Annotated in this window: 20 protein-coding genes and 1 pseudogene; 11 read left to right on the forward strand and 10 right to left on the reverse strand. The window is 38.8% G+C overall.

Annotation, left to right across the window (positions count from 1 at the left end):
* Positions 1–113 precede the first annotated feature (113 nt).
* From NPA43_RS05875 to hag (NPA43_RS05905), 7 genes and pseudogenes are all read left to right on the forward strand, one after another.
* Positions 114–1,248: pseudogene (locus NPA43_RS05875) on the forward strand (response regulator aspartate phosphatase).
* The gene (locus NPA43_RS05880; protein ID WP_230031111.1) at positions 1,238–1,375 is read left to right on the forward strand and encodes an aspartate phosphatase; all 138 of its coding nucleotides are present in this window, start codon (positions 1,238–1,240) and stop codon (positions 1,373–1,375) included. Before NPA43_RS05875 ends, NPA43_RS05880 begins: the two are co-directional and overlap by 11 nt.
* Before the next feature lie 887 nt (positions 1,376–2,262).
* Complete coding sequence (locus NPA43_RS05885) at positions 2,263–2,565, forward strand: hypothetical protein (RefSeq protein WP_099727526.1); 303 nt, start codon at positions 2,263–2,265, stop codon at positions 2,563–2,565.
* Positions 2,566–3,091: 526 nt separating this feature from the next.
* Complete coding sequence (alr, locus tag NPA43_RS05890; protein ID WP_256499482.1) at positions 3,092–4,273, forward strand: alanine racemase; 1,182 nt, start codon at positions 3,092–3,094, stop codon at positions 4,271–4,273.
* A 102-nt stretch (positions 4,274–4,375) separates the two neighbouring features.
* A complete protein-coding gene (locus NPA43_RS05895; protein ID WP_256499483.1) occupies positions 4,376–5,896 on the forward strand; it encodes a Kelch repeat-containing protein in 1,521 nt (506 codons plus the stop codon).
* Positions 5,897–6,123: 227 nt separating this feature from the next.
* Complete coding sequence (hag, locus tag NPA43_RS05900) at positions 6,124–7,035, forward strand: flagellin Hag (protein ID WP_256499484.1); 912 nt, start codon at positions 6,124–6,126, stop codon at positions 7,033–7,035.
* A 295-nt stretch (positions 7,036–7,330) separates the two neighbouring features.
* The gene (hag, locus tag NPA43_RS05905; RefSeq protein WP_099727518.1) at positions 7,331–8,251 is read left to right on the forward strand and encodes a flagellin Hag; all 921 of its coding nucleotides are present in this window, start codon (positions 7,331–7,333) and stop codon (positions 8,249–8,251) included.
* Between the two features lie 32 nt (positions 8,252–8,283).
* On the opposite strand, the gene NPA43_RS05910 is transcribed toward hag (NPA43_RS05905), so the two are convergent.
* Together NPA43_RS05910 and NPA43_RS05915 are read right to left on the reverse strand one after the other, a co-directional pair.
* Positions 8,284–8,478: a hypothetical protein gene (locus NPA43_RS05910; protein ID WP_256499485.1), complete on the reverse strand. Its 195-nt coding sequence runs from the start codon at positions 8,476–8,478 to the stop codon at positions 8,284–8,286.
* Positions 8,459–9,757, reverse strand: a complete 1,299-nt coding sequence (locus NPA43_RS05915) for an FAD-dependent oxidoreductase (protein ID WP_256499486.1) — start codon at positions 9,755–9,757, stop codon at positions 8,459–8,461. Before NPA43_RS05915 ends, NPA43_RS05910 begins: the two co-directional genes overlap by 20 nt.
* 151 nt (positions 9,758–9,908) lie before the next feature.
* On the opposite strand from NPA43_RS05915, the gene NPA43_RS05920 reads away from it, so the two are divergent.
* Complete coding sequence (locus NPA43_RS05920) at positions 9,909–10,097, forward strand: methyl-accepting chemotaxis protein (protein ID WP_256499487.1); 189 nt, start codon at positions 9,909–9,911, stop codon at positions 10,095–10,097.
* 173 nt (positions 10,098–10,270) lie between these two features.
* Here NPA43_RS05920 and NPA43_RS05925 read toward each other — a convergent pair whose 3' ends face one another.
* Positions 10,271–10,642, reverse strand: coding sequence for a DUF5412 domain-containing protein (locus tag NPA43_RS05925; protein ID WP_099727516.1), 372 nt, complete (start codon positions 10,640–10,642; stop codon positions 10,271–10,273).
* A gap of 243 nt (positions 10,643–10,885) precedes the next feature.
* Between NPA43_RS05925 and NPA43_RS05930 the strand changes: the two genes are divergently transcribed.
* Positions 10,886–11,509 (forward strand): poly-gamma-glutamate hydrolase family protein, encoded by a 624-nt coding sequence (locus NPA43_RS05930; RefSeq protein ID WP_099727515.1) that lies wholly within the window; start codon positions 10,886–10,888, stop codon positions 11,507–11,509.
* A gap of 26 nt (positions 11,510–11,535) precedes the next feature.
* Here NPA43_RS05930 and NPA43_RS05935 read toward each other — a convergent pair whose 3' ends face one another.
* Positions 11,536–12,084, reverse strand: a complete 549-nt coding sequence (locus tag NPA43_RS05935; RefSeq protein ID WP_099727514.1) for an ImmA/IrrE family metallo-endopeptidase — start codon at positions 12,082–12,084, stop codon at positions 11,536–11,538.
* Positions 12,085–12,393: 309 nt separating this feature from the next.
* On the opposite strand from NPA43_RS05935, the gene NPA43_RS05940 reads away from it, so the two are divergent.
* Entirely contained in the window at positions 12,394–13,293 is a 900-nt protein-coding gene (locus NPA43_RS05940; protein ID WP_256499488.1) for an N-acetylmuramoyl-L-alanine amidase, read from the forward strand.
* On the opposite strand, the gene NPA43_RS05945 is transcribed toward NPA43_RS05940, so the two are convergent.
* The 6 genes from NPA43_RS05945 to NPA43_RS05970 all read right to left on the reverse strand — a co-directional run bounded on the left by NPA43_RS05945 (position 13,282) and on the right by NPA43_RS05970 (position 16,831).
* Complete coding sequence (locus NPA43_RS05945; protein WP_256499489.1) at positions 13,282–13,413, reverse strand: hypothetical protein; 132 nt, start codon at positions 13,411–13,413, stop codon at positions 13,282–13,284. The two genes, NPA43_RS05940 and NPA43_RS05945, sit on opposite strands and share 12 nt — an antisense overlap.
* 99 nt (positions 13,414–13,512) lie before the next feature.
* Complete coding sequence (locus tag NPA43_RS05950) at positions 13,513–13,689, reverse strand: type II toxin-antitoxin system SpoIISB family antitoxin (protein WP_078061713.1); 177 nt, start codon at positions 13,687–13,689, stop codon at positions 13,513–13,515.
* Positions 13,658–14,428 (reverse strand): type II toxin-antitoxin system SpoIISA family toxin, encoded by a 771-nt coding sequence (locus NPA43_RS05955; RefSeq protein ID WP_099727512.1) that lies wholly within the window; start codon positions 14,426–14,428, stop codon positions 13,658–13,660. Before NPA43_RS05955 ends, NPA43_RS05950 begins: the two co-directional genes overlap by 32 nt.
* 106 nt (positions 14,429–14,534) lie before the next feature.
* Positions 14,535–15,533 carry an inorganic phosphate transporter gene (locus NPA43_RS05960; RefSeq protein WP_099727511.1) on the reverse strand — a complete coding sequence of 333 codons (999 nt, stop codon included), beginning with the start codon at positions 15,531–15,533 and terminating at the stop codon, positions 14,535–14,537.
* 15 nt (positions 15,534–15,548) lie between these two features.
* Positions 15,549–16,166: a DUF47 domain-containing protein gene (locus NPA43_RS05965; RefSeq protein WP_099680243.1), complete on the reverse strand. Its 618-nt coding sequence runs from the start codon at positions 16,164–16,166 to the stop codon at positions 15,549–15,551.
* A 206-nt stretch (positions 16,167–16,372) separates the two neighbouring features.
* Positions 16,373–16,831, reverse strand: a complete 459-nt coding sequence (locus tag NPA43_RS05970) for an ASCH domain-containing protein (RefSeq protein WP_099727522.1) — start codon at positions 16,829–16,831, stop codon at positions 16,373–16,375.
* A gap of 227 nt (positions 16,832–17,058) precedes the next feature.
* On the opposite strand from NPA43_RS05970, the gene ggt reads away from it, so the two are divergent.
* The gene (gene ggt / locus NPA43_RS05975; RefSeq protein ID WP_099727510.1) at positions 17,059–18,813 is read left to right on the forward strand and encodes a gamma-glutamyltransferase; all 1,755 of its coding nucleotides are present in this window, start codon (positions 17,059–17,061) and stop codon (positions 18,811–18,813) included.
* Positions 18,814–18,838 lie beyond the last annotated feature (25 nt).

The following is an 18,838-nucleotide window of genomic DNA, read 5'->3' on the forward strand; positions in this document are numbered from 1 at the left end:
AACGACTATTACTCACATGACTCCATTGCAGGGGCTTTTTTTTTGCGGTTTCTTTTCGGTTAGAATGATAATATATGTCATTATAGGGAAAATGGAGGAGGGGGTAAGGACTGATGGAGAAAGTGCTTTCTTCTCACGTGGGCTTGAAAATCAATGAATGGTATTATCATATTCAAAGATTTAACGTACCGGACGCCGAGGCATATAAAGAAGAAATCAAATCAATGCTTGATCATATGGAAGAGAATCAGGATTTATTATTGTATTTCTCACTTATGGAGTTCAGACATAAATTAATGCTTGATTACTTGAATCCTTTAGAAAATGGGAAAGAGCGGGCGAACTTTAGGGAACTCGCAATGAAGATCAAAAGGGATCAAGAGAAATTAACAGGGTTACTTGAGTATTACTTCATTTTTTTCTACGGCATGTACGAATTTGAAAACTATGAATATCTAAACACCATTACCTTCTATAAACGAGCAGAAAAAAAAGCTATCTCTTGTTAGTGATGATATTGAACGTGCCGAGTTCAATTACAAAATGGCTGAAATCTATTACCACATGAAACAAACCCATATGTCCATGCATCATATCGCCCAGGCGATAGAGTGCTATAGAGAAAAAGATACATACACAGTAAGAGAAATACAATGTTCTTTTGTCATTGGATTAAACTATATAGATATGGGCTGCCCCGAAAAAGCAATACCCCATTTTGAACACGCAATAGAAAAAGCCGCCGACAACTCAACAAAACGATTAAAAGGATCAGCGCTCTATAATTTAGGGTTGAGTTATTTTCATAACAAAGAATTAGCATAAGCAATTACTCATTTTAATGACTCGATTCGCGCATTTAGAGAGCAGGGATACGAGCATTTAAATAGAATCTTAGATCCACTCATTATGTTGTCAAAAGCCTACTTCAAAAAGAAAGAACAGGATTTAGGTACATATGCTTTAAATAATGGCATGGAACTATCTGAAAAGCTGAAAGATCATGTTCTGTTATTGATATTCAAGTTTTTAAAATCACTATACGTTGACAACAATTTTGAGCAATTGGAAAAAATAATGGAATTGTTAGAAATAAAGTCAATGTATCCTGATCTTGAAGATTTAGCAAAAGATGCTGCAAAATATTATAATGAATTGGGAGATAAAGACAATGCGATGCTTTTTTATGAGAAGATTCTTTATTTCCAAACTCAAGTGAAGCGGGGGGACTGTCAGTATGAAATTTAAAACTTTATCAGTTGTATTAATGATGATCAGTGTAATAAGTGTTGTTAGTTATTTTACGTCTGAAGTGACAGCAAGTCATGATGAAGCAAGGAGAGGTCATACGGCAAGTATCGGTTATTCTGCTTAAATAAAAGGCCCTTAATGGGGCTTTTTATTTTAAGGGTGATATTGAATATATCGCATGAATTCGGAGTCATTAAAATGTTAAAATCAAAATTATTCCGAAGGATTTCCACTATATTATTTGTTTTAACCTTTATGATTAGCCTATTCAATATGGGACACCAGCGTTCTATTATGTTGTCCTTATTAGTAAGATGCTGGTGATCAGTTTGTTAAATGGTATGTTTTTCGGAACAATTTTCTATTTGATCGTCACCTTTATCAATACTAAGTCTTCCAAGCAAAATCAATAATAAGTGAGCGGCCAAATGGCCGTTCTTTTTTGTTTAAAAAAATCGAACATCTTATAAAAGAGAAAAGAGATTACTTAATCTTTTACCTAACCATCAGATTGGAATTCCTAAATATGTATTTTTCATAATAAATTCATTTATTTTTAATAACCTACTGCATGATATTTTAAAGGATGTTACCGATGGATGTAAGGAATGATTGGCTAATCTTTCAATAAGTGTTGGAGGGAAATCTGAATTACAAAATTGAAAATGGTGTATATGAGAAATATAGGACCATACGGCAGCAAAAAGAATTTAGATATGATGAAGGATTAAAAATTAGATGGTCAAAAATCATTTAAACGATCAATTGCTATTCTTGGATTAAGAATGGCTTTTATCTTTTGAAAAACCACTATGTGAAAACAGCACAGCTTATTTCATCACCCATTGTCTCATTCGTGTAGGTATTGAAAGTGAGATTGTGTTGACTCCTCCACTAGACGTGTTACATTTTTTTCTCCTATAAAACTCCACTATAAACTCATTCAAAAACTTTAGAGTGGAATACACTATATTGAATAAAAGATAAAATTAGAGAAAGGGAGGCTTTTTCATGGCAAATATCACACAGGATTTATCAGCTCTAGGCTTAAACATCTCACAAAATGTAGGATTAGGTAATCAATCATCTACACCTAGTACAAGTACAGCGAAATTTAGTGGACTTTTTGCGGGACTTCCACCAGGTACTGATCTTAGCATCGTTGGTGATTCAGGTTTCTTTTATGGCCCAGGAAATTTTGTCACGTTTAATCAATTGGCGGGCATTGTATTTTTTAATGACCCAGGATTAGGAGGTACGGGACCTACTTTAATAGATGTGAACAAAATTGAAAGTGTGACGTTCCCTAGTTAAATATTGTCACATTCTTTGGTATGTGAATGAACCTATAGCTGGCATGCGTTCGTATTTAAACAAATAGGTTATTTCCAGGGGAATATTTGAGATCATGAATGAAGTTACTAAAGGATGCTATAGTGTGCTAGATGTTGACACCATCAATCATTTAAAGATGTACAGAAACATGAAAAAACATCATTCAGTCATTTTGCTGGATGGTGTTTTTTCTTATATGAAAGGATTCACGCTGCATAATTGACGAGGTGCAAGTAGGTGAAGGTGACTTCTTCAAGTGTCGATATGAATATCACTGAAGGGTATAAAATACTTCGACAATTTCGTGCGACAGCAATGGCTAATCGTCATACTTACTTTATGAAGGTTTAGGGTCGTTCACTAGCTTATCTAAGCACTCGATATATCATCTTTTTGAAGAGGAACAGACTCATACATGCGAGTCTTGAATGTTTCCATGCAACATGGAATAAACATAATGCATGAGGAAAAATGGATGTATGAGATAAGCAGGGAGGTTATACGAGTGCAAAAGATTTGCCGGGAAGTCTGGATCGAAGTCAGTCTTGATGCAATAAAGAGAAATATACAAGCCATTCAAGCGCATATTCCAAGGAAAAGTAAGATCATGGCAGTGGTGAAAGCGAATGCTTATGGACACGGGTCAGTGGAGGTAGCGCGACAGGCACTGGAAAGCGGTGCGACAGAGCTGGCGGTTGCCAGCTTGGAAGAAGGCATTGTATTGCGAAGAGCGAAAATTGAAGCGCCTATTCTAGTCCTCGGATTTACCCCGCTCGACTGTGTAAAAAAAGCTGCGACATGGAGAATTGACCTATCCGGTCTTTGTGCAGACTGGATCAATGAAGCAAATGAGATTTTAGCGGAAGAAGAAAGTCAGCATCGGCTTGGCATTCATGTCAATGTCGACACAGGCATGGGGCGACTAGGCGTTCGAACGAAGGAAGAGCTTTTGGAAGTCGTTGAGGCACTTGAAGAAAGTGAATACCTCCGATGGGATGGAATCTTTACGCATTTCTCAACTGCGGATGAGCCGGACCCCGATTTCACATTGCTTCAGCACAATATTTTTACTGATTTTCTTCGTTTTCTAAAAAAACAAGGAATTACGCTGCCTACCGTACATATGAACAATACGGCTGCTGCCATCGCATTTCCTGAATTTAGTGCCGATATGATTCGGCTTGGCATCGGACTTTATGGACTTTATCCCTCGCAATATATTCAAAGCTTGGATGCTGTTCAATTGGAGCCGGCTCTAAGTTTAAAGGCGAGAATTGCTTTCGTGAAGGAAATGGTGACAGAGCCTAGAACCGTCAGCTATGGTGCTACCTATGTGGCAAAGCCTGATGAAGTCATTGCGACTATACCGATTGGCTACGCGGATGGGTACTCGCGTGCTTTATCCAATAGAGGATTTATGCTTTTCAGAGGAAAACGAGTGCCGATTGCGGGGCGAGTCACAATGGATATGACCATGATCAGTTTAGGCGAAATGAAGGCAAAGCAAGGCGAGGAAGTCGTCATTTACGGCCGTCAAAAAGGCGGAGAAATTTCTGTCGATGAAATCGCCGAAATGCTCAATACGATTAACTATGAAGTCATCGCCACCTTAAGCCGCCGTGTTCCAAGGTTTTATCGTCGAGGTGGGAAGATTATTAAAATGTCAACACCGGTGATGTATGTGTGAGTTTTTTATTATAAAAGTTAATCCGTAATTACTTTTAATTGTAAACTTTGTAAAAAATAAAACGATAAAAAGGAGGAATAGAACGATTTGGAGGAATGAGAAATGAGAAAAAGTTTTTTATTATTCGTTGCAGTACTTCTTTTAATGAGTACTCTTAGTCCATTTAAAGCAAATGCAGCAAAAACAACTGGCTGGGCTAAAAGAGCTGATTTACCAGAAGAACGTATTAATGCTGGTGTGGGAGTAGTTGATGGAAAGATTTATGTGTTTGGTGGAGCAAGTGAAAAAAATAAGTTGAATAATCAAACATTTATGTATGATCCTAAAAAGGATGCTTGGGAAGAGAAAGCCAGTATGCCAAGAAATAGAACAGGGGGTACTTATGCTACAGTAGGTAAAAAAATCTATCTAATAGGTGGAATTAACGAAGAGACAGAAGTAGCTTATAACACAATAGATATTTATGATACAGAACTTGATCAGTGGGCTGAAGAGCCGATTCAAATTCCAAGAGACCCGGTATTTTCAGCTTATAGTAAGGGAACTTTACACGCAGTTGCAGTGAAAGAGAATATATATATTGTATCTTCAAAAAACTCTTATAAGAATAATGTCTATCAATACAATACAGCCTCTGGTGAATGGAAGAGCTTGAACTCATCGGGTTTACCATCTCGAAATGGGAGAGCCATTTCTGAAATTGACGGAAAAATATATGTTGCAGGTGGCGAAAATTCGATAGGGCATAGTAGAGAAAAGTATTTGTTTCAGTATGATATTGCAACAGATACTTGGAAGAGACTAATTGATGTTCAGTTAACATCTTATACATATGAACCCTCCTATGAAACTTACAATGGAAAGTTCTTTATTATTGGTGGGCAATTATATGGTGATGGTTCGAAAAATATGGTAAACAAAGTTCAGATTTTCAATCCAAAAGATGGTCAATTTAAAAATTCAGCTTATGAATTGCCAGAAGGAAGAGTATCAGCTGTTGCAGCAATTGTTGATGATCAATTATATGTTATTGGCGGACGTGACTACTCGTATTATATGAGACATCTTTCTGTAAAAAGTGATTACAGATCAGTGATTTCTATTTCATTAAAAGACTTACAAGTGACTGAGGATGAAACAAAGCCGGATGATGGGACAGCAGAAGATCCAAAGGATCAAGACGGAACAAAGCCAGATGATGGCACAACCGAAGAACCGAAAGATCAAGACGGAACAAAGCCAGATGACGGCACAACCGAAGAACCGAAAGACCAAGACGGAACAAAGCCAGATGATGGCACAACGGAAGATCCAAAAGACCAAGATGGAACAAAGCCAGATGACGGCACAACCGAAGAACCGAAAGACCAAGATGGAACAAAACCAGGAGAAGAAACTGCGAAAGGTATACTTTCTATTACCATGGTCAATGGGTTACAAAAGGATTATCTGCTCTCAATGAAAGAAATCAACGATTTTCTTAACTGGTATAAAGAAAGAAGCTTTGGAATCGGAATGAACTTCTATGAAATTAATGATGAACACAATAAAGGACCTTTCGCAAGTAAGAAAGATTATGTGATATACCAAAATATTTTAACGTTTGATATCAAGCAATATTGATAAAATGGAAAGCTGCTGATAATAGATCAGCAGATTTTTGTATTTTTACATAATTGTTAAAATTAGGATTAACATCATAAAAAAACAAGATATTTTTTTAAAAATCTGCTAAACATCCTATAACCACGTCCGATAATAGAATTGTCAGGGTTGATAAGCCCTAGAATAAAGGACTTTTTTCAGACAAGGACGTCTGTCAGGTCCCAATTACATGGAGGTAATAGGAAATGAGAATTAACCACAATATCGCAGCACTTAACACATTGAACCGTTTGTCTGCAAACAACGGTGCTAGCCAAAAGAACATGGAGAAACTTTCTTCTGGTCTTAAAATCAACCGTGCAGGAGATGACGCAGCAGGTCTAGCAATCTCTGAAAAAATGCGTGGACAAATCCGCGGATTAGAAATGGCTTCTAAAAACGCACAAGACGGTATCTCTCTTATTCAAACAGCTGAAGGTGCATTAACTGAAACTCACTCAATCCTTCAACGTGTTCGTGAACTAGTGGTTCAAGCTGGAAACACTGGTACACAGCAAGATGAAGACTTAACTGCAATTAAAGATGAAATGGATGCTTTAATTGAAGAGATTGATGGTGTTTCTGATCGTACAGAGTTCAATGGTAAAAAATTGTTAAATGGTGACTATAAAGCTTCAACTCCACCAGCACCAACTGATCCATCTTTAGTTTTCCAGATTGGTGCTAATGGTACGCAACAAATCAAAGTTAACATTCAAGATATGGGTGCTGATGCATTAGGCGTTGATGATGGTGCTGGTGGCATCACTGCAAACCAATCGATTAAAGATTTAGATGTAACAGCTTTTGCAACTAATGCAGCAGACGCAGCAGATGTTGGATTTGATACTCAACTTAAGATTGTTGATTCAGCTATCAATCAAGTTTCATCTCAACGTGCTAAACTTGGTGCGGTCCAAAACCGCCTAGAGCACACAATTAACAACCTTGGTGCATCTTCTGAAAACTTAACAGCTGCTGAGTCTCGTATCCGTGACGTTGACATGGCGAAAGAAATGAGTGAGTTCACGAAGAACAACATTCTTTCTCAAGCTTCTCAAGCAATGCTTGCACAAGCGAACCAACAGCCACAAAACGTACTTCAATTACTACGTTAATGAAAGGCCCCTTTATGGGGCTTTTTTTTATGCTCTTTTTTCTTCGCTTTTTCTCCTTCTCCTGATTTATGATTCTTAAATCCCCTTGATAAATGATGAAAAATGACCTTTAAATTTGGCATACTCTAGCGAAACGATCATAATGAATAAGACTTTTTCCTTATTTATCCCTTTTATGTTAAACATTTTCCATTAAAGTTCGATAAATGGATTGTAAGGCTTACAAAAAAATTCTAATTTAGAACTTTTAGACATGGATGTCTAATTGGTTCAAAACACATGGAGGTAATAAGAAATGAGAATTAACCACAATATCGCAGCACTTAACACATTGAATCGTCTTTCTACTAACAACGGTTCAAGCCAAAAGAACATGGAGAAACTTTCTTCTGGTCTTCGCATCAATCGTGCAGGGGATGACGCAGCAGGTCTTGCGATCTCTGAAAAAATGAGAAGTCAAATCCGTGGTTTAGAAATGGCTACTAAAAACTCTCAAGATGGTATCTCTCTTATTCAAACGGCTGAAGGTGCACTGACTGAATCTCATGCGATACTTCAACGTATTCGTGAGCTTGTTGTTCAAGCAGGGAACACAGGTACACAACAGGAAGAGGATTTAGCATCAATTCAAGATGAAATCTCAAACTTGCAAGATGAGATTACAAGCATTTCTACTCGTACAGAGTTTAACGGGAAGAAATTATTAGACGGGACTTATTCGTCTAAGGGTGCTGAAGAAGGTGGTGAGGCACAAAGCCTTGTATTCCAAATCGGTGCAAACGCAACACAACAAATTACACTTAACATTGAAAACATGGGTGCTTCAGTTTTAGGAACAGATGGGACTGCTGAAGGTGAAGATGGAGCTGGTTCTGTTGCTGGCATCGATGTGACAAAATTCATTAGTGCAAGTGATGAAGATGGCGAGGAATCTGCTGGATTTGATGCACAACTTGGTATTATTGAAACAGCCATTAAGCAAGTGTCTGCTCAGCGATCTAAGCTTGGTGCGGTCCAAAACCGTTTAGAGCACACAATCAACAACCTTAGCGCTTCTGCTGAAAACTTAACAGCTGCTGAGTCTCGTATTCGTGACGTTGACATGGCGAAAGAAATGAGTGAGTTCACAAAGAACAACATTCTTTCTCAAGCTTCTCAAGCGATGCTAGCACAAGCAAACCAACAGCCACAAAACGTACTTCAATTATTACGTTAATGAAAAAGCCCCATTGAGGGCTTTTTTTTATGTCAATCTGATGGCAGCAATTGCTGTAAACGAAAGTCAGGAACAGCTTCATGGAAAAAAGCTTGATTTAATTCGTCGTTCTCTTTGTCCCATTGACACCACCAACGAGCAGTGTCACCAGAGGAATCAGCTTGAATCATGTCATGCAGCTGCTCTAGGTTGATGATCTCTCTCGGTTCAGTTAAGAAAGAATGCATACGGTGATACGGCCTCAAGACGTTCAGCCTGTTTTGTTTGAACAGCATATTGTACGTAGCGATTTAAATATTCTTGTACAAATGTCAAATGGGGAATAGGCTTTCCTCCCTTTAACTCGACTCCTTCCCATGCCATATCAGCAATCGCACAAAGCCACCAGCCAGGCTCATTGGCGTGCTGCATTTGTTGTAAGGTGTTCCTTTCAAAAGACAACCGTCCCTTTCCTTGTGCTTGCTTGAGCATACGCTCGAGTGTTTGCGCCTCGACCGCTGCTTTTGTCATTCCCTGCCCATGAATCGGATCTAATGTACACAAGGCATCGCCCATTACCAATAAACCACTTGGCCAATTATGCATTTGTTCATAGTGATTTCTCACACAAGCAGGCAGTCTAAATCCCTTTGGCTTTGTAAAAGGAGTTAAATGGGTGATGGCTTCTGCTATAGCGGGATGGGTAAGCGCAGCGGTTTCTGAATCAAATTGATCAGCATCCGTTGTTGGATAATGTGAGCCGCCCGCTGCTGAGAGAAGAACAGCTACTAAATCATGATCTACCCGTTCAAACAATCCTGTCGGAATTTGTTTATGTGGCTGTCCAACTACGACCATTGATTGCAAGTTTGGCGCCTCAGGTGGTATCTGGTAGTATCTTGTGCTGTAGCCAAGAGAGACGCTTAACTCATCTGTCTGTGGCAAGGGCAGTTCTGCATCTTTCAGCCATTTTGGCAATTTAGACATTCTTCCAGACGTATCGATCACTAAGTCTGCTTTCATTTGATGAATGATTCCTGGCTTTACACGCCGGTCTTTCACAATGAGTCCTATGACTTGATTTGTTCCTTCCTCAAACTGTAGCGAGATCGCCTCATGTTTTTTTAAAAAATGAACACGTTCCTCACTTAACATTCTTTGCATCAGCACCCACTCTAGCAAGGCACGTCTTGTGACAGCTGTTTCTTCTGTATCGGTGAGCGCTAATTCACCATCTTTTGTGATAAATCGAGATGTTTGATGCCATGTATTAAACCCGCCTATTGCCAGTAACTCTTTTGTATAACCAGGAAATAGACGCTCAAATATTCGCTTGCCAAGTGGCAGCATTCTATGTGGATGAAAGGCTTGAGGAGTGCCGAGACGGTTCTCAGGAGAATTTGGCAGTTCGTCCTTTTCAATGATAAACACCTGATGATAAAACGTTGATAAAACCTTTGCAGCGAGCATTCCGGTGATACCGCCGCCAATGACGATCGCCCGCTCATATTTCATGGGTTGTGTCACAACATGCGCCTCCAATGAATAAGTAAAATGGTTACATGACCATTTCATCATATGTTGATGCTCTAATTATAGCAAATTTGCGCTTTTTTGAATATATTAAGGAAATGACATACTTTTTACCTGTAAATATGAGAAAGTAACTTCAATTCATTTGTGCACTCGCTTTAGGTTTTTCGCTCAAAAATCAATTGGAGCAGCCCGAGCAGGAAAAGAGGGAGCAGATTTTAGTGTTGTAGCAAGCGAAGTCCCAAAATTATCAAGTGGAACCTCACGTGCAACTGAAAATATTGAAAGCTCATTGCAAGGGATTTTCTCTAACATCCAAACATACATTACTTGAGAGTAAGGAACATATGATGGGGTCATCATTAGACCAAGCTTTACTTGTGACAGAGTTTAGTGAAATTGTGGAGCGGTTGACTGTGGTAAGCAAAGAAAGGAAAGGCTTTATGCAAAAGGTGATGTAAACGTAAAAAAAACGAATCTAAAGAGGATTCGTTTTTTGATGACTCGTTATTTTCTGTTTCTTTTTTCAAAGCGATAATCGTACGTTTCGCCTTTTACAACATTTAAAAACTCGTGTCCAATTTGAACCAGCTGTGTATTTTTCCATTTGATGAGAGGATCTTTATCAGGGTATTTCCAGTAAATCGTTTTCTTTCGATGGGTCAGTTTGTTTTCAATTTCTGCTCTGACTGCGTTCTCCTTTAGCTTTCCTCCACTATGACGATAGGTGTTGATGATATATGTTCCGTCGGGTGATGACATAGAGCGGATGAATGTTCCATGAGACACGCCTTGAAGAGAGAAGCATTTCCAATAAATGATACCAGCAAAGCTAATGAATAAGATGACAAGGATGATGGTGGTTTTCTTTTTTAACATGAATTCCTCCAGATTTAGATCACAATAATGCTAATTTATGAGAGAGAATACAAAAAGATTCATATAGTCTAAAAGTTCTACTTGTTTCAATTATCGGTCATTTTTTCTCAAAATTCAACAGAAAGCCGTAAAGATAAGGAAAATTTAAGGATGTCTTCATGTGGATAGACGATTCGAAAACACTTTACAAAAGAATTTGAGATCAGTAGACTTATGCTCATATAGAGGAATGGGGCAGATAGAATGACGCAAATCATCGATACGTATCAAAATTATGAAGAGCTTTCCGCTCATGAAAGAAAAGGGATTGACTATCAAATTCTACACAAGCGGGAAGGAGATCAGCTTCTGATTTTGTCGCCTCATGCCGGAGGAATTGAATCAGGCGTGAGTGAGCTGATCCATGAATTAGCAAGCGATTATTCAATGTATTTATTTGAGGGCCTTAAAGTGAAAGGCAATCATGTTCTTCATATTACAAGCACACGTTTTGATGAGCCGATTTGTCTTTCTCAAGTGCATACACATCATTATACGTTTGCGCTCCACGGCTACGGAGAAACAGACGTGCTTCAAACATTAGTGGGTGGTACAGACAGAGAAAGAGCTGCAGAAACCGTGAAACGTTTAACATTGAATGGTTTTCCTGCATTGCTTTTGTCTGAATCAGATCGTTTTTCTGGAACACATCCTCATAATATTAATAATCAATGTCTGACAGGAAAAAGCGTTCAAATTGAAATCAGTCAAGCTCAAAGAAGAGCATTCTTTCAAGACTTTAGGCGGCGCTACCGGCGTGATACACAAAATGAACAATTTTATAGATACACAAATGTACTGAAACAAGTATTAAGCCTTTATGAATAAACCTCTTTTGTCATGCGTGCAGGTGTTTACGTTTGATAAGCAGCTTCTTTTTCCGCAACCCTTTCCGCTTTCATTAAATAGGAAGTAAACTCCTTTTGAAAGCGAATGCCTACTCTTCGCTGTTCGAATAAGGCAAGCCGTTTTTCAGCAAAAGCCCAGGTGACGTGAAATGTTTGAGCAATTTGCAAAATAGCTTGCTGACGTAGATTTGGAAGCTTCATTTGCAGGAGCAAAAAGGTCGGAACACAAAAGTGATACATGAATTGTTTTGCCTGAAACTCTTGCAGTTCTCGAAAGAGCCTATGCATCTTGAAATGATTGCCTGCGTGTTTCAGCACATGACAGAGCTCGTGGGCAAAATCCTGCCACTGTTCTTCTGGTGATAGGGATCTGTTTAAAATAATACTGTAAAGACCTTGATGTTTGATCATCATGCTGCCGGTATCCTCGTAATGGACCCATACATGAAATTCAGAAGCGATCCTTTGCATGTCTACATATGCAGGACCGCTTATTTGTAGTTGAGCGTATAACCGTTTAATATCTTCTTCTAAATGGGTTAAAAAATAAGTCATTTAAAAACCTCCACACAAACGTATGTTCTATTTTTGACGTAAAAGAAAAGTCCGTATAGGACTAAATGGCTAATAAAGCTATCGCTTACTTTTTATATCGGCTTGTTTTTAACAATTTTAACATAAAATCAAAGAAAAATGGAATTATTTCCTGTTTTTTTCTTCATTTTTTCATTTTCACTATTAAAAAGGGAAGATTGAATTCAAATTTTACCATAGTCTTATAGCTAAAACAAACAAAATTTGTCTTACGAATGCCACCGATTGATGAGAAAGATCAATTCAATCTAGCAAAAGGGAGTGCAGAACATGGTACAAATTTATCAAGATTTTATTCCAGCTGGAAACGGAAACCGGCCAGGATACGCCATGACACCGATGTATGTGACTGTTCATAACACAGCAAATACATCTAAGGGAGCTGACGCGAAAAGTCATGCGGCATACGTCAAACGACCAACGACAGAGGTGAGCTGGCATTTTACAGTGGATGATCGTGAAATTTTTCAGCATCTGCCTTTAAATGAAAATGGCTGGCATGCAGGGGACGGACATGGGAATGGTAATAGGAAATCGATCGGAATTGAAATTTGTGAAAATGAAGATGGGAACTTTCAGCAGGCTGTCAAACATGCTCAATGGCTCATTCAAAAGCTATTAAAAGAACATGACATTCCATTAGTAAATGTGGTTACACATGAGCATTGGTCTGGAAAAGCATGTCCACGCCTGCTTCTATCTACATGGGATGCATTTAAAAAAGGAATTGAAACCGCAGGTGATCCGGCGACGGTCATCACGTATGTGGTCAAAAGCGGGGATACGTTAACAAGTATTGCTAAAGCCCATGGCGTCACTGTGAGTGATTTACAGAAATGGAATGACATTAACGACCCGAACACGATTCAAATTGGACAGGTTCTCAAAATTTATCGCGATGATGGAAAAATCATGTATGAGCTGCCAGATGGGATTTTAAAGGTGACATCTCCTTTGACGAAGGGGGAGCACGTACGCCTCGTCCAAAAAGCGCTTGCCGCTGTTTATTTTTATCCTGATAAAACGGCTGTAGATAAGGGAGTTGACGGAATTTACGGGGAAAAAACGGCCAATGCTGTAGCGCGTTTTCAGCTGATGAATGGTCTGACAAGTGATGGGGTATACGGACCTAATACGAAGAAAAAGCTGCTTGAGCAATTAAATAAGTGAGTTTTTCTGTTTGTATGAATGAATGACTGCTTCACTTTTTTCATTTAATTGGCGGACATAAGGGGACGGCTGAAATTCAGCAAACTGAACATATCTCAATTGTTTGATTTTCTTTTTCATTTTGGCACCTCAATGGTTACAGCATATGGTTTTATTGTATGCGAATCGATGTAAAAAAGGAATCAGGACGCGGGTTTAGTTCCGCGTCCTTTAGTGTGATCAAGCTTTTTTATTTTTATACTCATCCAGAAGCTGTTCATTCTTTTTGAAAATACGCTCTGTATGGGGGCTTACTTTGTAATCGGCCATACTAATATGGCGTTTCTTCTTTAAAATCTTAAAAGGGTTTTTCTTGCGATTGTTGTTATCCCCTTGAAGTGCGTGGTCCATCTTCATCACCTTCCTCTTCGTCAGGCAAGATTAGGTCATAAATTGTTGTAAGTGAAGTCATTAATAAATAGTCAAACTCAGTGACAATCTCATCAGAGGTCAGCTTTATGACAAAGTGTGCATCTGCTACCGAAAACGGAATGAGCACCAATTTGCCGAAATCATCGTAATATACTTCCTGCCTGTCAAGCTTTGCCTGAATGAGAGCTCGCTGGTCTAGTGTTCGCAGCAGGTCATCTTTTTGTTCCTGTGTATCATACGGACACAGAACCGCTTGAATATTCATTTTTTCTGCAAAAGAATAAATCAGCCGTTCAATTCCCTCTATATATGCCTCTATACTTCCATAATATACATGGATCGGTTCGTTTTTCAATAGGTATTGGTACGTTTTTAGTTTATTGAGGTAAGAATGAAGTAGATCGTTGTTTTGTTCAAGGAGTTGATGGGTGTCGGTTTCCAGCTCATGATTCCCAAGCTTTTTAATATAGGAGCTGAGAAAAATGAAAGCATCGGTTAATGCGAAAAAAACAGCAATGATTAAGTAGTGCATCCAATCGGTGAAGATTGAAGAGGGGTCATTTGTCCAATAAACAACAGCACCAGCTACATAAATCCAATACCACGTTTTGCGAATGGCAAACATTTTTTCTTTTACTTTTTGTTCAAAGCGCCATACAGCAAATACATACACAGCAAGGGCACCTAGCAATAACCATACGGTCAATTGAAAAAATAATAGCATGTCGTTCTCTCCCATAGACAATTGAATACTTATTTACTTCTATGGGTATGATTGGAAAACCTTCTTCATGAAAAAAACTGCCTGCAAGAACAGGCAGTTTGCATGATTAGAGAATTGCGTTTAACACAAAGTATATGAGAGCACCTAGAGTCCCTGAAATCGGTAATGTGATGACCCAAGTGACAAGCATACGTTTTGCCGTACCCCAGTTCACACCTTTGACTCTGTGCGCAGAACCTACGCCTAGAATAGAAGATGAAATAACGTGTGTGGTACTAACAGGTAAGTGGATAAACGTTGCACCGAAAATAATGGCTGCACCAGTTAAATCGGCAGATACTCCGTTTACTGGACGGATTTTCATGATTTTACCACCGACTGTTTTAATAATCTTCCAGCCGCCAACAGAAGTACCAAGTCCCATTGCAAGTGCACAAGAGAATTGTACCCAGAATGGAATGTCATCAGTTGTATGAAGATTACCTGCAATTAAAGCCATCGTAATAATTCCCATCGCTTTTTGCGCATCGTTCGTTCCATGGGTATACGATTGAAGTGCAGCAGTTAAAATCTGAACACGTCGGAATTGTTTATTTGTTTTTGCTAGATTGTTGTCTCTGAATATAAATTTAATAATGGTATACACGATATATCCCAATACGAAAGCTAGGATAGGTGAAAGCAAAAGTGCTTGAATGATTTTAATGAATCCCGAATAGTTTAAAGCGCCAAAACCGGCAGAGGCGATAACAGCCCCTGCAATTGATCCAATCAGTGCATGTGAAGAACTACTCGGAATCCCGTAATACCAAGTAAGCAAGTTCCAAGTGATGGCCGCAATTAAAGCAGCTAAAATGACAACAGAACCGTTTTGAAGTGTAAATGGATCTGCGATGTCTTTTGTAATGGATTTTGCCACACCTGTAAATGTCATTGCTCCTAAGAAGTTCATGAACGCTGCCATAATAATAGCATGTCTTGGTTTTAACGCTTTTGTTGAAACTGAAGTAGCAATGGCATTTGCTGTATCGTGGAATCCGTTAATGAAATCAAAAGCAAGTGCACAAATGACAATGAATATGGTAAGGATGAGTAATATGTCCATGTTTAACTAACCCCGTTACGCATTCTTCATAATGATTGTTTCTAGATTGTTGGCAACACTTTGACAGGAATCAGCAATTTCTTCAAGTGTTTCGTAAATTTCTTTGTATTGTATCACCTTAATTGGATCTGTTTCTTTTCCAAACAAATTCTTTAGTGATTTTCGATAAAGATTGTCACAATTATGCTCAATCTCTTTGATCTTGATTGCGTGCGGTTGAATATCTTTCAAGCGATTTTCAGCCAGTAAATCAATCGTGATTAAAATTTCTTTCGCACATTCTCTGATGTAGTGACTGAATTTGTCGATATGTTCGTCTGAGCTTGTCATTGAATAAATTTCCATTGTCGCTGAAAAATGCTCAATTCCATCTAAAACATCGTCGAGGCTATTCGTCAATTGAAGAATGTCTTCACGCTCAATCGGTGTAATAAAGGCTTTGTTCAGCTCTTTAATCATGGTATGAACATGATGATCACCTTTTGTCTCATATTCCTTCAATGTGTCAGAAAATTCTTTCAGAGTGGTTTGATTTGTTACTTTATAGCTAACAAAATACTCAGCAGTTTCATCTAAATTTTTAGCAATTTCCGTTAACAAGACGGAAAACTTGTCTTTTTTCCTTTTTAACATGTAAAAACCCTCCATTGTATAAATGAGACAATGCACACATCAAATAATTATATATTCTTTTGTCGAAAAAAAACAGGTGTAGTCGAAAATTTCTTCAGTTTTTCTATTTGATCTTATTCTGACCTAAAGATGAAATCTCAACACACCTTTTTCAGAAAGGGAAAAAGAAACGGAAAAAGCGGCCCGTTTTTGGCGCCGCTTAAAGGTTAAGAAGCTGAATGAATCAGTTTAAAACGTTCACAAACAAGAAGCATGTCTTCTTTAAAGTCTAATCCGTATGGCTTGAGTGCTTCTGTGAAGAATTCTTTATGGACTCTATACCAATAGTCATATGATAGATCGCCTTCACCTTCTGCTTGTGCAAATGATTCAGGGACTTCATTCATTGGCATCACATCTACATGCATAATCTCGATGATGGCTTTAGGTTCATCCTGGCTGTCCAAAATGATCGCATATTGCCCAGCCTTCGGAAGCGGCTCCTGTTCCTTTTCATAAAAAATATGTCCAGAACAAGTGGCTGTTTTTTTCCCTTGCTGTACAAGGTCAAGTAAGTGATCTGGATCTGCACCAAATGCCCAAGCTGAAACAAACGTGTTAGCTGGTGCTTTTTCTGATTTATCTTCCCAATACGTTTCCCAAAAAATGTTGCTTTTGTGGTTCACCATTTTTCCCCCTTTGTCATGTGTTTATTATACCGTTAAAGCAAATACGTGAAAACATTATGTCTTTATCCCTACTTTTTGTGCATGTCATATGTTTTGAAAAAGCGTGTTTTATTTGAATTATGTAGGAGTATAGAATGAAAATTTTTGAAATTTTAGAATAATCTATTGTATTCTGGTCAAGAAGTAGGTAATGTCAAAGTAAGAATATGGAAGGGGTGTTGTTTATGAAACGCATTTCTCTAACTGTTTTGTCCATATGTCTGTTTGTTTTCTCGTTTTTTCTTCCTGTCAGCCAAGTCACTGCAAACGAAACTCATGGGAATAAAGTAGCTGTTGGCAAAGATGGCATGGTGGCTACAGCTCATCCGCTCGCATCAAAAGTTGGTGCTGATGTATTGAAAAAAGGTGGAAACGCAGTTGATGCTGCTGTTGCCATCCAGTACGCACTGAATGTGACAGAGCCGATGATGTCGGGAATTGGCGGCGGAGGATTTATGATGGTTTATGATGGAAAGACAAAAGAAACATCCATCATCAATAGTAGAGAGCGGGCACCACAGGGCGCAACACCTGACATGTTTTTAACTGATGAGGGAAAAGTCATCCCATTCGCTGAGCGATCCACACATGGTAATGCAGTTGGTGTTCCCGGGACAGTAAAAGGTCTTGAGGCGGCATTAGATAAGTGGGGGACTCGTTCTATGAAGGAATTGATTAAACCTTCTATTCAGCTGGCAGAGGATGGATTTGAAATTGATTCGGTCCTTGCAAAAGCCATTGATGATCATCAAGGGAAATTGAAAAAAACGGCTGCAGCGTCAATCTTTCTTCCAGATGACCAGCCGCTCAAAGAAGGAGATCTGCTTGTTCAGCCAGGTCTTGCAAAAACATTTAAACTGATTGCGAAAAAAGGAAGCAAGGCGTTTTATGAAGGTAAAGTAGCAAAGGCACTCGCAAATACGGTCCAAGATTTTGGTGGTACGATGACAACAGATGACATTGATCATTATGAAGTCAAGACTGACAAGCCAATCTGGGGAGACTATAAAGGGTACCAGCTTGCAAGTATGCCTCCGCCAAGCTCGGGCGGGGTGTTTATGCTACAAATCCTAAAAATACTTGACCACTTTAACCTATCTCAATATGACCCCAAATCGTTCGAAAAATATCAGCTGCTTGCTGAAACAATGCATCTCTCCTATGCTGACCGAGCCGCATATGCCGGCGACCCCGAATTCGTAGATGTTCCACTAAAAGGACTATTAGACGATGATTACATTTCAGAAAGAGCCTCTCTTATTCAATTAGATCAAATGATTCAAAACCCGACAGAAGGAGATCCGTGGGTGTATGAGGATGAAAAAAATCCATCTCCAATTGTCCCGCAGCCAGAAGATAAAACCATTGGTGAAACCACCCATTTTACTGTTGCAGATCAGTGGGGAAATGTTGTGTCTTTTACAACAACCATTGAACAGTTATTTGGTACAGGGATCCTTGTCCCGGAGTATGGTTTTTTCTTAAATAATGAACTCACGGATTTTGATGCAAGGCCTGGCGGCGCCAATGAAGTGCAGCCAAATAAACGTCCATTATCAAGTATGACGCCAACGATTATATTTAAAGATGGAGAGCCTGTCATGACCGTTGGATCACCTGGAGGAACAACGATTATTGCTTCTGTTTCACAGACGATCCTGAATTTGCTTGAATATGATATGGAGCTTCAGGATGCGGTGGAAGAACCAAGGATTTATACAAACAGTTTAACTTCTTACCGCTATGAAGTAGGTGTCCCTCTCGATGTGAGGACAAAGTTAAACGATATTGGACACCGTTTTGGCAGTTCGCCTATTGATATAGGAAACGTGCAAGCTCTACTAATTGATCGAAAAGCAGGGACATTTACTGGAGTAGCTGATTCAACCAGAAATGGAACCGCTGTTGGTGTCAATTTAAAGCTATCTGCAAATCAATAACATTTCCCGGGAAAAGAAGCGTCTC

The organism is Bacillus pumilus (genome assembly GCF_024498355.1).
Lineage (GTDB): Bacteria > Bacillota > Bacilli > Bacillales > Bacillaceae > Bacillus > Bacillus pumilus_P.